General features: G+C 37.6%; 14 protein-coding genes. 12 read left to right on the plus strand and 2 right to left on the minus strand.

The genetic code is table 11. The annotated features are described in order from the left end of the window. Window positions 1-15 precede the first annotated feature (15 nt). The 12 genes from IGI52_RS15485 to tnpC all read left to right on the plus strand — a co-directional run bounded on the left by IGI52_RS15485 (window position 16) and on the right by tnpC (window position 10,159). On the plus strand, window positions 16-792 hold the full coding sequence (locus IGI52_RS15485; protein ID WP_438781663.1) for a hypothetical protein: 777 nt from the start codon (window positions 16-18) through the stop codon (window positions 790-792). After that, a complete protein-coding gene (locus tag IGI52_RS15490; protein ID WP_438781664.1) occupies window positions 792-2,372 on the plus strand; it encodes a hypothetical protein in 1,581 nt (526 codons plus the stop codon). The genes IGI52_RS15485 and IGI52_RS15490 overlap by 1 nt, the downstream gene beginning before the upstream one ends. Window positions 2,373-2,414: 42 nt before the next feature. Further along, window positions 2,415-3,155 (plus strand): hypothetical protein, encoded by a 741-nt coding sequence (locus tag IGI52_RS15495; RefSeq protein ID WP_438781665.1) that lies wholly within the window; start codon window positions 2,415-2,417, stop codon window positions 3,153-3,155. 16 nt (window positions 3,156-3,171) lie between these two features. Further along, window positions 3,172-4,275 (plus strand): hypothetical protein, encoded by a 1,104-nt coding sequence (locus IGI52_RS15500; protein ID WP_438781666.1) that lies wholly within the window; start codon window positions 3,172-3,174, stop codon window positions 4,273-4,275. Window positions 4,276-4,318: 43 nt separating this feature from the next. Then, window positions 4,319-5,131, plus strand: coding sequence for a helix-turn-helix domain-containing protein (locus tag IGI52_RS15505; RefSeq protein WP_438781667.1), 813 nt, complete (start codon window positions 4,319-4,321; stop codon window positions 5,129-5,131). A 271-nt stretch (window positions 5,132-5,402) separates the two neighbouring features. Beyond that, window positions 5,403-5,603 (plus strand): hypothetical protein, encoded by a 201-nt coding sequence (locus tag IGI52_RS15510; protein ID WP_438781668.1) that lies wholly within the window; start codon window positions 5,403-5,405, stop codon window positions 5,601-5,603. After that, a complete protein-coding gene (gene tnpB / locus IGI52_RS15515) occupies window positions 5,575-5,931 on the plus strand; it encodes an IS66 family insertion sequence element accessory protein TnpB (protein ID WP_438781669.1) in 357 nt (118 codons plus the stop codon). Before IGI52_RS15510 ends, tnpB (IGI52_RS15515) begins: the two co-directional genes overlap by 29 nt. Before the next feature lie 186 nt (window positions 5,932-6,117). Further along, on the plus strand, window positions 6,118-6,564 hold the full coding sequence (locus IGI52_RS15520) for a transposase family protein (protein WP_438780107.1): 447 nt from the start codon (window positions 6,118-6,120) through the stop codon (window positions 6,562-6,564). Further along, window positions 6,533-7,873 (plus strand): ISL3 family transposase, encoded by a 1,341-nt coding sequence (locus IGI52_RS15525; protein WP_438780108.1) that lies wholly within the window; start codon window positions 6,533-6,535, stop codon window positions 7,871-7,873. The genes IGI52_RS15520 and IGI52_RS15525 overlap by 32 nt, the downstream gene beginning before the upstream one ends. Before the next feature lie 91 nt (window positions 7,874-7,964). Beyond that, window positions 7,965-8,171 carry a hypothetical protein gene (locus IGI52_RS15530; RefSeq protein WP_438781670.1) on the plus strand — a complete coding sequence of 69 codons (207 nt, stop codon included), beginning with the start codon at window positions 7,965-7,967 and terminating at the stop codon, window positions 8,169-8,171. Then, on the plus strand, window positions 8,143-8,499 hold the full coding sequence (tnpB, locus tag IGI52_RS15535; RefSeq protein ID WP_438781671.1) for an IS66 family insertion sequence element accessory protein TnpB: 357 nt from the start codon (window positions 8,143-8,145) through the stop codon (window positions 8,497-8,499). Before IGI52_RS15530 ends, tnpB (IGI52_RS15535) begins: the two co-directional genes overlap by 29 nt. Window positions 8,500-8,599: 100 nt before the next feature. Beyond that, entirely contained in the window at window positions 8,600-10,159 is a 1,560-nt protein-coding gene (tnpC, locus tag IGI52_RS15540; protein WP_438781672.1) for an IS66 family transposase, read from the plus strand. A 92-nt stretch (window positions 10,160-10,251) separates the two neighbouring features. On the opposite strand, the gene IGI52_RS15545 is transcribed toward tnpC, so the two are convergent. Together IGI52_RS15545 and IGI52_RS15550 are read right to left on the minus strand one after the other, a co-directional pair. Beyond that, window positions 10,252-11,583 (minus strand): ISL3 family transposase, encoded by a 1,332-nt coding sequence (locus IGI52_RS15545; RefSeq protein WP_438780293.1) that lies wholly within the window; start codon window positions 11,581-11,583, stop codon window positions 10,252-10,254. After that, window positions 11,552-11,998 (minus strand): transposase family protein, encoded by a 447-nt coding sequence (locus IGI52_RS15550; protein WP_438780294.1) that lies wholly within the window; start codon window positions 11,996-11,998, stop codon window positions 11,552-11,554. The genes IGI52_RS15545 and IGI52_RS15550 overlap by 32 nt, the downstream gene beginning before the upstream one ends. Window positions 11,999-13,301 lie beyond the last annotated feature (1,303 nt).

Here is a 13,301-nt window from a genome sequence, read left to right on the forward strand (position 1 = left end):
GCTGGAGGAGGAACCATGATGGTGATACTAGGGATAGCTAGTGCGGGCTTAATTATTATAGCTCTTATTTTAACCTTTCTAAGACTTGTCTTCGATTTACGGTTCGCTGCGATTCAAAAGGAATCAGATCAATCGCCTTTGTTTCGGCGAAAGGTTAATTATCTCAGAAAACTCGAACAGACTCGCCACATTCGCTATTTACTTCTTACTTGTCTAGCCATCGGAATCGCGTTAATGCTTTTTATTGGTTCTTTTCTACTGTTGACTAACGACTATCAAAGTATGAAAAAGAAGACTGTTCATTTAGAAGATCGGTTAGAACGCTTGGAAGAGCAGCACAAACAGCTATCCGCCAGTATTCCTTTGAAAAATTATCCGGCAGAAGGAATTGGTCTCAAAGAATATGAGTGGGAGAAACTAACTGTGGAAAAGAAAGACTCCGCCTTCCAGCATCAAGTGGAAGCCGCCATTTCCCAAAAGACAAGTCCATATTTTGGTTCTTCTGATACAGAGGTTTCTTTGATTGTTCCGAAAGCAATAACACTTCATCTAAAAGGGCAAGCGAATGATAGAGGCGAAAAAGAAACAATTCAGAAGAATATTGATGCATTCGCGAAAGAAGCTGAAGGAGTTTCTGAATTGACCGATATCCATGTTCGGATGATCGCTTCTATAGGCAAAGAAAAGAAGATTGTTTATAGCGTGAATTACTCTCGTAAAAATAGTGAAGAGAACTTTAATAAAAAAAGTATTTCCGAGCAAAATCTAAAGAATGATGGTGGGAAGGGTTAATGGCAGAGAACAAGAAAAAGCGAAAATGGCTATCGACGCAATCGTTGAAAGAATTTATCAACGATATTACTGAGGAAGAGCTAAACGCAGAGGAACGATATATTGAAACAAAAGAGGTTCCAGAGGCGTTCTTTTCAACTGAGGAAGATAACCAAATTAAATTAGAAGGATCAACTCAAGAACAGGAGCAGGAAAAACGTAAATTCGCTCAACAATTAAAGCAAAGTGACTTTGAACAGAAGACAGAAATTCAGCAATTTCAGACAGAATTAGAAGCACTAAAAGAAGAAACAGAAATTCATGTTCATAAATTAGAGTTGGAAAATGAGTCATTAAGAGAAAAGTTGGCATTTGAGCGGATTCGATTAACTGACGAGCTGAAGGAACAAGAAAAGGAGTGGCAAACGAAACTTACAGAAATAGCTGAAGAAAAGAACGAGGCAGAATTAAACATCCAACAGCTCCAACAAGAACTAGAGGAAAAGCAACGAGAGTTAAACGATACAGTTGAGCGAATCAAAGAAGATGAAACTAAAGAAGAAACTGTCACCACAGACTTGAAGGAACTCACTCGACAACTTGCAGAGTACAAAAAAAATTATCAAGAGTCACAAGAAGAGAGCAAACAAAATGTAAAAAAGTTAACTCAGATCCAAACGGAAATGGAGTATTACAAAAATGAACTCGAAGAGTTCAATCAGTTAAAAAAACAACATGGTGAATTGGAAAAAGACTACCAACAGTTACATACCATTAATAAAAAGAATGAGACAAAAATGATTGAACTTCAAGCTGAAAACGACATACTCGATGAGATGCTTGAGGAAAAAGATCAAGAAATTGAAGCGGAGCTGAAGAGTTTAAAGGAAAAAAACGCGAAGTACAAACGAACGATCCAACAATTGAACGAGCAGGTTGCTCAAAAGCTTGAAAATGCATTGGAGGAATCACAAATGGCGATTGATGAACAAGGACAAATTCTGGAAGAACAAGTACAAGAAGAACCTACGGAAACGATGGAACAGCTAGCTGCGGAGAAAGAAGCTCTCAACAGCGCCTTGTTTGATGCCCATGAAGAAATCGCAAAGCTGGAGGAGAAGACGAACACGCTAGAACAGCTCGAGGCGGAAAAAGAACGACTGGCCAGTCGTTTAGCCGATGCGCAAGTCGAATTAAGCAAGCTGAAGGAACAAAAAGACGCGGAAGAAAGTCTTGAATTGATCCAAGCGAAGAAACAAGTCGATGAACTGATGGAAAAAAATGAACGCCTCAAAAAAGAAGTGGTTCAATCGCAACAAGAAATTGGCGAGGTGCTGATCTCAGCGAAGAAACAAGCCAATCGGACCGTGGAGGAAGCGCAAGTAGAAGCGAAGCACATGATCAGTTCAGCCGAATTGGAACTAGAAAATATCAGTAACCGGGCGAAAAAAATTCTTATCGAAGTTTCTGAATCAAGAAAAAGTGTGCTTTCCATTTATGATGATTTGGAATTCAAGGTAGAAGCCTTGTCGAACGGAACGCTGTTACAAGAGATAAAGAAAAAGAAGCACGATCAAAAGCTAGCGGATTATTTTGATTAAGCAGGAAACGAAACCAACGAGAGAAAAGGGGATAGAAACATTTTGATCATAAATTGGATTAGCGTGGCGCTAGTCATTTTGATACTGATTGTTTGGTTTCGGCGAATGGTCATCAAGGTGCAATTGCAGCGGCTGAAGCTGCCGCCAAATACACCCGCATCATTCCAACGGAAGTTGGAGATTGTCAAACAAGCGGAACAAGGCAAGCATGTGTCGTCCTTGTTGTACCTGACAATCTTATTAGCACTCGGCCTATTGTTGACGACCTATAGTTTGTTTCAAATGGAGGACCAGCTGCACGACATTACGGAGCGAAGCAATCAGTTAAAAGATGAACTGTATACGCTAAAAAAAGAACAGAAACAACTCATCAATAAATTGCCTATCAAAGTCTACCCCCAAAAGGGGATAGGATTGAAAGACTATCCATGGGAGGAATTGTTCTCCAATGAAAATCGGGAGAAACAGTACGAGATCGAGAGTGATCTTTCAACGAAGGTCAGTCCGTATTTCGGTTTATCCACCACCTTGATCGTCTTGGATATTCCAACCCAAACACTAAATATTGCCTTGGCAGGGGATTCCGGCAGTGAAGAAAATCGCCAACAGATCAAGGAAAACATCAAGGCTTTCGCGAAAGAGGCGAAAGATGTATCGAACTTGACGCAGATCACGTTCCAGATGAATTTGATGAACGATAAGAATAAGAAGAAAACGTATAGCTGTACATTCTCACGGGAGAACCCTGCTGAAGAATTTTCATTGATTCAAGAAGACGAGTAAAGAAAGAGGAGAGACTATGACTGCACAACAAAAGAAAAATGGTTGGTTTTTCAATAAGAATATTATCGATGAAATTAATTCCGTTCCAGAAGAAGAGATCCTATTTGAGGAAGAAGCGAAAATTCTGCCAGAGAGGCAAACAAAGAAACAAATCGATGAGATTGGAGAATTGAAACGTCTGATTGCTGAAAAAGACGAACTGCTTGAACAGGCGAACCGAAATACGGACTTAGAAAAGCAGCGCCTAACAAAGGAAAATGAAAAATATAAACAAGCACTTCTGCGAACCGGAGAAGAAAAAGCCGAAAATCGTCGTCAAATCAAAGATCTAGAGACAGAAGTTCGCCGAAAACGTCAAGAGATCCAACGGTTGCAAGATAATAAAGAAACTGGCTACTTGAAAGAACAGCTGGATCAAGCTGAAGAAGAGATTAACACCTTGAAGGTCTCGATAGAACAGTATCAGTCGGTGGATGCCGAGCTGGAAGAAGCTAAAAAACAGCTTCATGAGTTCGCCATGAACCAGCAAGACGGTGAACGTCGTTACCAAGAAACGGTTCAGCAACTCGAGGATCAAATGACTACTTTGTCGAATGACTTGACCCAAAAAGAAGAATTGGTGGCTCAGTTGGATCAGTTGATTATGGATAAGGACCAGCAGATTTTAGAAAAAGAAGAGCTGGTTCAGCAATTGATCGAAGATCAAAAGCATCAAGAGGCAGTAATTGAAAGTGAGCAGATCACTAACTTATACCATCAAATTGACGAATTGAAAACTGAAAATGAGCAGTTGAAGCAAGAAGCGATCCATTCCCAGCATGAAATTGGTGAAGTTTTAATCTCTGCTCGACGCCAAGCCAATCGGATGGTGGAAAAAGCCAAGCTGGACGCGCAACGGATTGTGAAAGATTCAGAAGCTGAATTACAAACCATCCATGATCGGGCCAAAGAAATATCTTGTGAAGTGGATGAATCCCGCCAAACAATCATGAGTATTTATGAAGAAATGAAGACCCGTGTGGATCAATTGGCTCAAAGTGATGTACCGGACTTAGAGGAAATCAAAGAGCGTTACGAATATCCAAAAGTTTCTGTGATCTCACGAAAAGAATATAAGTAAGTGAATTAATAGCATTGGGCTTAACAAAAAAGGGGAGATTATTATGAATCAAGTATTGATTCTGACTAGAAATGTTTTGGCTGAACAAGAAATTCAACAGAAGTTGCAGTCACTGGATTATGAGGTCTACTGTTCTTCAAAAATTTTTAACAGCTGTAAGCAACAGCAAGAAACAAGGGAGTTTTTTAAACTGTTCCAGTATGTCATTTTAAGTGAAACAATTTGTGAGAGTGAGGTAACAGAACTTATCCCACTCTTAAGAAATTACTCCATTCGTATTATTCGTAAAGTCGAAAGCAATGTGACGGAGATGGATCAGAGATATTTAGAAATTGCGCATCTTAATGCGATTATTTCATCCGCGGATTCTATCGATGAATTACGTGAACACTTGTATAACCTGAGGAAAAAGGATGCCCGAACGGAAGATTCGCAACAAGCGAGCAATGTTGCTCAGTTATCAGTATCAGGCAAGGTTTCGCCAATTAGTTCGAATTATCTTCAAGATACAGGGAAACATGCAGGTAAAGAAAATGAAATGAATTACGGAATTATGGAGACGTTGCATCGGTTATCTCAAACGGAATCAAGAATTTTATCCATTTTAATCGAAGCAGGGAGTCAAGTCGTTACACGAGAAGAAATTTGTCATAAAGTATGGAACGAAGAAGTGACTAAATCCCATTTAGCTTCTCTTTCCAGTACCATAACACGAATTAAAATGAAATTTGAACAAGCGAATGTAGAGAAAGTTGCGGTTCAAACTTTATGGGGAAGAGGCTATAGAATTAATACAAATTTATTAAATTATATTCAAAAGGAAGATCTTTTTAAAAATATTATCTCACAGGCGTGAAGAATAAAACGAGAAAAATGAAAAAGAACTATTTGGCATCACTAAGAACTGAGGAGTGTGTTATTCGTAAAGAAACGGTAACAAAAACGAATTAAAGGAATCCCCAATTCGACTAAATAAAGCACTTGAATCGTAACCGCAGAACCACTGTAAAAGCCCAGCGTCCATCCTATAGAATAGGGAGAATGGTAACCGTCCTATACTGTGGTGTCTCGCATCTTCAATAAATGCTTGATAAACTGAACCTAACAACTAGAAGGAGGTTCAAGTTATGGAGACAAAAGAAGTCGTTCCGATTCAATTAGTGGATCAAAAACCAATCGCTACCGCTGCATCAAAACCAAAAATTGCCGCACGGGTTAAACTTGGAGAAGCAGAAGTTAACATCTACAACGGTTCAGACAAGTACATTCTAGCAACGATTTTAAAGGAGCTGAGTATCCATGCTTCTCGACTTCACTCGCGTACCTAATATCTTTTTGGTTTGTGGGAAAACGGATTTGCGAAAAGGGATTGATGGTCTCGCAGCTTATGTCATGGAGACATACCAACTGGATGTTTTTGACAATGCGCTCTTTCTCTTTTGTGGGTCAAGGCCAGATCGGTTTAAAGCTCTTTATTGGGAAGGGGATGGCTTCATACTCTTGTATAAACGCTTTGAAAATGGTCGTCTTCAATGGCCGAAACATTCTTCGGAAATCAAACAATTGGACGGCCGACAATTGAAACGATTGCTTACTGGGTTTTCAATCGAAGAGAAGAAAACTATTCATTCAAGCACCAAGGGTGCCTTCTATTAAGTAGTAGAAAACGTTGATTTTATGCGATTTCTACTACTTTTTTGTATGAACAAATGGTAAGCGTCATATAGGTTCTTTCCGTAAGCGTCATATAGGTTCTTTCCAATTTCATGGGATTCGATATACTAAATGTAGTATAATTTAATTGTTGGTAGTTACTGTTACATGATAAGGAGGCGTATTTCTTTGGAAGAATTACTTTTATCATTGGACGTTAATTTACATGTTGATGACTGTCAAATAACAAAAGAGAAAATTACCTTTGATGTTTCTTCCATTTCTACCTCGGCAAAGTGCCCCACATGTCGCTGCAAATCCACCAATATTCATGATTCTTATACTACTAAAATTCAAGATCTACCGATTCAAAGTAAGACAGTCTATTTAAATTTACTTATACGAAGATTCAAATGTCAAAATCCTGACTGTTCTAAAAAAACATTTTCTGAGACGTTCCCTTTTAGGGAACGAAATGCACGAAAAACAACACGATTGATGAAACTAATTGTTGATTTAGCAGAAAGTCGGAGTTCTGTAGGTATGACTAAAGACCTTGAAGAAATGGGAATCATAGTAAGGAAGAGTAGTCTATGTAATTATCTTGGGCAAAAAAAAAATTCACGTAGATTATGATGTAGCTGAAATATGCATTGATGATTTCGCTCTGAAGAAACGCCAACGTTATGGCACAATTATGGTAGATATCAAAACTGGGAAAATTGTTGACCTGCTGGAATCTCGTGAAAAAGAGGATGTGATCGAATGGCTTAAAAAATTCAAATGTGTTGAGCTGGTGTCACGTGATGGTTCTCGTACATACTCTGCAGCGATTAAGAAAGCATTCCCTCATGCAATACAAGTCACCGATAGATTTCATTTGGTTGCTCGTCTTTGTGAACTCGCTCAAACATTCATGCGCCACTCTTTCCCGCCAAGGATTCCAATCGAGATTTCCAATGAAAAATATGAAAAATTTGAAGATTTTCTTCTATATGCTTCACGAAGAGATAAAATTGTTTATGTAAAACGGCTGCATACCGACGGTATGACACAGCAAGAAATTCGAATGAAAACAGGCTTCGGCCTTAAAACTATTTCCAAGTATATAAAAATGAAGGAGAAGGAAATTCCGGAAGATAAAGCAATATTTTGGGAACGACATCATAATGAGCTAATGGAAGAAAAACAACAACAAATTGATGAAGTGAGAGCCCTTGCCAAAAAAGGAGTTGCCCTTTCCGAAATAACTGATATTACAGGATACACGCCTCAAACAATTGTAAGATATTTAGGAAAAGATGCTTCTTCTCTCAGCGGACAATATGGGATCGATCGTCCTGGTAAATTAGAAAAATATCGCAAAGAAGTTCTTGCGCTTCGTAAAGAAAGAAAAACATACTCAGAGATTTTTCAAATTATTTCTGAAAAAGGATATACCGGAACAGTAGATGCTATTCGAGGATATATGTCCCGGCAACGTCGTCTTCATAAACATTTTAAAGAAGAGTATCAAGGGAAATCCATTGAAATATTAGAACGAAAATGGTTAATTAAACTATTCTATTTACCGATTGAGAAAGTTCCCGTCATTGATAGTGAGTTATTGGAATTAGTTTTCAATCAGCATCCAAAATACAAACAACTCTATGAATTAGTTTGGAGATTTCGTCATTGTTTAAAAAAACAAGATCTAGAGTCTTTTAAAAGCTGGATGTCTTCTGTAAAAGAAAATTTTGATGATGTCTCTCTATTAAAGTTTGTGGGTAGTCTCTTAAATGATTTCCCAGCAGTCAAATATGCGATTACTCATAAATATAACAATGGTTTAGCTGAAGGTAGCGTAAATAAGATAAAGACCATAAAGAAACAGATGTATGGACGGTGCAGTTTCAATTTATTACGAAAAAAAGTTTTATCATTGGAAAATCGTCGAATCCCATGAAATTGGAAAGAACCGTCATATAGCAAAGTGTCTCGTTTCCTCCTGCGATGATTGTTAAACTAACTCTATCAACTACAGGAGGTTTATTTATATGGAGAAAAAAGAAATTGTTCCTATTCAGATCGTGGATCGAAATCCGTCTATGACACCCACTGCTCCAGCAAAATCAAAACTCGCTGCTCGAGTAAAATTGGGACAGGCTGAGGCCTATATTTATAATGGGACGGACAAATATATTTTGGCCACGATCATGAAGGAGTTGAGCATCCATGCTTCTCGACTTCACTCGCGTACCTAATATCTTTTTGGTTTGTGGAAAAACGGATTTACGAAAAGGGATCGATGGTCTCGCAGCTTATATCATGGAGACGTACCAACTTGATGTTTTTGACAATGCGCTCTTTCTCTTTTGCGGGTCAAGACCGGATCGATTTAAAGCTCTTTATTGGGAAGGTGATGGCTTTTTACTTTTGTATAAACGCTTTGAAAATGGGCGGCTTCAATGGCCGAAGCATTCTTCGGAAATCAAACAATTGGATGCCCGGCAATTGAAACGATTGCTTACTGGGTTTTCAATCGAAGAGAAGAAAACCATTCATTCCAGTAACAAGGGTGCCTTCTATTAAGTAGTAGAAAACGTTGATTTTATGCGATTTCTACTACTTTTTTGTATGGATAAATGGTATAATAATAACAGATATAATTATATTTAGGAGGTGCGGATGATTGGCTAAAAAGGAAAATCAGCTTCTTTTGAATAACAAAAAATTGGAACAGAAGAATAAAGAGTTAACCGAACAATTTCAGCTTGTTCTTGAACAAAATCACTACCTTCAAGAACAACTATTTGTGCTGCAACGACAAATGTACGGCCGAAAAAAAGAAAACACCCCTTCTGTCGAAGGACAAACAAATTTATTCGATTCAGACCCTTTTAAAGAACCAGAGCACACTGGTCAAGAAAGCCAGGAATCAATCAAGGTAAGGAGCTTTCGTCGGAAAAAATCATCTGGCAAAAAGGCGTTATCACTCGCTCATTTGCCTTCTAAACATCTTCACTATTGTTTAGAAGGAGAAGACTGTCTTTGTGATGCTTGTGGGACTCAGCTAACAGAGATTGGCTCAACGATCGTTCGCGAAGAACCTCTATTTATTCCTGCTCATATTGAAAAGAAATTAGTTCATCAACATGCTTATAAGTGTTGTGCTTGTGAAAAGAAATCGGGAAGTACACCAATTAGAAAGGCACGCGTACCAAAACCGTTAATCAATAATAGTTTCGGCAGCCCAACGATGGTTGCACAAACAATCATTGAAAAGTATGTAAAGAAAGTTCCTGCCTATCGGCAAGAGAACGAATGGAAAACCTTTGGTTTTCCATTGGATCGCCAAAAGATCACGAATTGGCATCTCTTGGCGACTGATTACGTCTTGGAGCCAGTGTATCAACTGTTAAAAGAAACATTGCAAGAACAAGAAGTCCTTCATGCGGATGAAACAACGTATACTGTTTTAGATGTTCCCAAAGCCACGACCTACTACTGGTTGTACACCTCTGGAAAATCAGAAACACACCCCATTGTTCTCTATCAACACGAGCTGTCACGTAAGCACGAACTACCGCAAAAGTTCTTAGATCGTTTCACTGGTTATCTTCACAGTGATGCGTATTCGGCGTATGGAAAAATGTCTCAGGTAAAGAACGTCTACTGCTGGGCGCATGTTCGGCGAAAGTTTCACGAAGCAATTGGTTCACAGCCGCAGAAATATAGCACGGCCTTGATGGGGGAACGCTATTGCGATCTGCTCTTCAAAGAAGAGAAAAAATTGCGGCATCTTTCCCCAGTAGAACGTCAAAAACAGCGAGGGCAATGGATAAAGCCAATCGTTGATGAATTCTTTTCTTGGGCAGCGAATCTTCATATTCTGCCACGATCAAAACTGGGGGAAGCCGTTGGCTACCTATTAAAGTACAAGGAAGGATTGTGTACTTTTTTGACGGATGGTCGATTGGAAACGACCAATAATCGAGCAGAGCGAGCAGTGAAAGAGCTCGTGATTGGGCGTAAAAATTGGTTATTCTCGAAAAGTGAGAAAGGCGCGCAAGCGTCGGGGATCATTCTGAGTATTCTACGCACAGCGGTAGAAAATGGATTAGATCCGAGAAAATACCTTGTTTACTTATTCGAACAAATCCCCAATCTGCCAAGTCTAACAAAAACTGCGCTAGCAGCTTATTTACCGTGGAATCAAACAGTCCAAGCGGATTGTCGCGCAAGCTATTAGCAAACTTTAGAGAAGCCCAGCGTTCTCCCTATTCTATAGGATGGACGCTGGGCTTTTAAATACACCTTGGTATATGACGGTTCTTTCCAATTTCATGGGATTCGACGATTTTCCAATGATAAAACTTTTTTTCGTAATAAATTGAAACTGCACCGTCCATACATCTGTTTCTTTATGGTCTTTATCTTATTTACGCTACCTTCAGCTAAACCATTGTTATATTTATGAGTAATCGCATATTTGACTGCTGGGAAATCATTTAAGAGACTACCCACAAACTTTAATAGAGAGACATCATCAAAATTTTCTTTTACAGAAGACATCCAGCTTTTAAAAGACTCTAGATCTTGTTTTTTTAAACAATGACGAAATCTCCAAACTAATTCATAGAGTTGTTTGTATTTTGGATGCTGATTGAAAACTAATTCCAATAACTCACTATCAATGACGGGAACTTTCTCAATCGGTAAATAGAATAGTTTAATTAACCATTTTCGTTCTAATATTTCAATGGATTTCCCTTGATACTCTTCTTTAAAATGTTTATGAAGACGACGTTGCCGGGACATATATCCTCGAATAGCATCTACTGTTCCGGTATATCCTTTTTCAGAAATAATTTGAAAAATCTCTGAGTATGTTTTTCTTTCTTTACGAAGCGCAAGAACTTCTTTGCGATATTTTTCTAATTTACCAGGACGATCGATCCCATATTGTCCGCTGAGAGAAGAAGCATCTTTTCCTAAATATCTTACAATTGTTTGAGGCGTGTATCCTGTAATATCAGTTATTTCGGAAAGGGCAACTCCTTTTTTGGCAAGGGCTCTCACTTCATCAATTTGTTGTTGTTTTTCTTCCATTAGCTCATTATGATGTCGTTCCCAAAATATTGCTTTATCTTCCGGAATTTCCTTCTCCTTCATTTTTATATACTTGGAAATAGTTTTAAGGCCGAAGCCTGTTTTCATTCGAATTTCTTGCTGTGTCATACCGTCGGTATGCAGCCGTTTTACATAAATAATTTTATCTCTTCGTGAAGTATATAGAAGAAAATCTTCAAATTTTTCATTGGAAATCTCGATTGGAATCCTTGGCGGGAAAGAGTGTCGCATGGATGTTTGAGCGAGTTCACAAAGACGAGCAACCAAATGAAATCTATCGGTGACTTGTATTGCATGAGGGAATGCTTTCTTAATCGCTGCAGAGTATGTACGAGAACCATCACGTGACACCAGCTCAACACATTTGAATTTTTTAAGCCATTCGATCACATCCTCTTTTTCACGAGATTCCAGCAGGTCAACAATTTTCCCAGTTTTGATATCTACCATAATTGTGCCATAACGTTGGCGTTTCTTCAGAGCGAAATCATCAATGCATATTTCAGCTACATCATAATCTACGTGAATTTTTTTTTTGCCCAAGATAATTACATAGACTACTCTTCCTTACTATGATTCCCATTTCTTCAAGGTCTTTAGTCATACCTACAGAACTCCGACTTTCTGCTAAATCAACAATTAGTTTCATCAATCGTGTTGTTTTTTGTGCATTTCCTTCCCTAAAAGGGAACGTCTCAGAAAATGTTTTTTTAGAACAGTCAGGATTTTGACATTTGAATCTTCGTATAAGTAAATTTAAATAGACTGTCTTACTTTGAATCGGTAGATCTTGAATTTTAGTAGTATAAGAATCATGAATATTGGTGGATTTGCAGCGACATGTGGGGCACTTTGCAGAGGTAGAAATGGAAGAAACATCAAAGGTGATTTTCTCGTTTGTTATTTGACAGTCATCAACATGTAAATTAACGTCCAATGATAAAAGTAATTCTTCCAAAGAAATACGCCTCCTTATCATGTAACAGTAACTACCAACAATTAAATTATACTACATTTAGTAGTATATCATATCGAATCCCATGAAATTGGAAAGAACCTATATGACGCTTACAAACAGCTAACGTTAAAGTGCTGGAATAAAATGCCGATCAACATACTATGGGAAAACCTAGTGGATTTCTTTTGGAATAATTTGCGTCAAACTGTTGTGAATGGTGACGATCGTCACTTTCGACTCACAATTCGGCACTGAAAATCACCATCTCCGACTGACGTTTCACTGTCGCATCAATTTTTTTAAAATATTTCAAAATGTTGAATTAGATAACGATGTCTTTTTGTTTATAATAAAAATATTCAGTGAATGCGAGTTTTATTTATTATTTGAGCAAAATAGGCAACTATTTTACATGTTTCCAGTAAGAAATTTTGATAAAAAGATTAATGGGATACTTGACGGGATAGTTCTCGTTCTGTAGATGAAGTACCAAGCTGTAAGAGGATAGTAGAATTCCTATCTATAAAAATGTAGCGACTATCAATTTCTAAAGTCATAAATTTTTTGAATTTGTCTTTCAAGATTTTGTTCTTTTGTTGAGACGCGAGCATAAGCAAAAAGTATAAAGGTCCTCATTTCTATACCAAAAAGCATATTATTTTTATGATACATATCAATAATTCAAAAATAGATATTTTGATACAACATGTTTTTCAGTTTAAAATTAGTGACCCCAAAAGTCTGCTTTTTACCACATTGAAGAAACAAAAAAGAAGTGTTTCATCCTGAAAACAAAAAACGTTCGTTCTATAGCGCAACTTTTTGTACCATTGATCCCGTATACCCTTCTACGTAAAGATTTTTTAGAGTAAATCAAAAAACGGAACTTTTCGGAAGGATCCGATTGCCTGAAATACTCAAGGATAACCTTATTGTATCAAGTTAGAGGAGTCTCCTTTTTTTATGTGTTTTGAAAATAATGATGTATTATGGGGGAAATTATGAAATTATCTATATTATAAAAATAATTATATCGTTTTAATTGAAAAGGAAATCGTAATGTTTAATAGTCATATTTTTTTTTTTGAAAAATAATTTTTTAAGATTGCATTGTGCGAAAAAAATTAATAATATAATATAATCATGTAAGAAACGTGAGAATAAGATGTGTTCCATGTAATATTTATTTGGAAGGCAATGAAGGAGGGGCATCAAAGGACGAACAGACGAACATAAGTAGAGGTCTTGTATATTTTTTTGTAGGTATACAGTAGATCGGTTAGTTGGTAAAAGAGTAAGGAGT

Source organism: Enterococcus sp. DIV0187, from assembly GCF_051713785.1.
Lineage (GTDB): Bacteria > Bacillota > Bacilli > Lactobacillales > Enterococcaceae > Enterococcus_A > Enterococcus_A avium.

Bases quoted from the DNA above. Each gene is read 5' to 3' on its own strand.
- IGI52_RS15485 (WP_438781663.1), top strand. From the start codon at position 16: ATGATGGTGATACTAGGGATAGCTAGTGCGGGCTTAATTATTATAGCT.
- IGI52_RS15490 (WP_438781664.1), top strand. From the start codon at position 792: ATGGCAGAGAACAAGAAAAAGCGAAAATGGCTATCGACGCAATCGTTG.
- IGI52_RS15500 (WP_438781666.1), top strand. From the start codon at position 3,172: ATGACTGCACAACAAAAGAAAAATGGTTGGTTTTTCAATAAGAATATT.
- IGI52_RS15505 (WP_438781667.1), top strand. From the start codon at position 4,319: ATGAATCAAGTATTGATTCTGACTAGAAATGTTTTGGCTGAACAAGAA.
- IGI52_RS15510 (WP_438781668.1), top strand. From the start codon at position 5,403: ATGGAGACAAAAGAAGTCGTTCCGATTCAATTAGTGGATCAAAAACCA.
- tnpB (WP_438781669.1), top strand. From the start codon at position 5,575: ATGCTTCTCGACTTCACTCGCGTACCTAATATCTTTTTGGTTTGTGGG.
- IGI52_RS15530 (WP_438781670.1), top strand. From the start codon at position 7,965: ATGGAGAAAAAAGAAATTGTTCCTATTCAGATCGTGGATCGAAATCCG.
- tnpB (WP_438781671.1), top strand. From the start codon at position 8,143: ATGCTTCTCGACTTCACTCGCGTACCTAATATCTTTTTGGTTTGTGGA.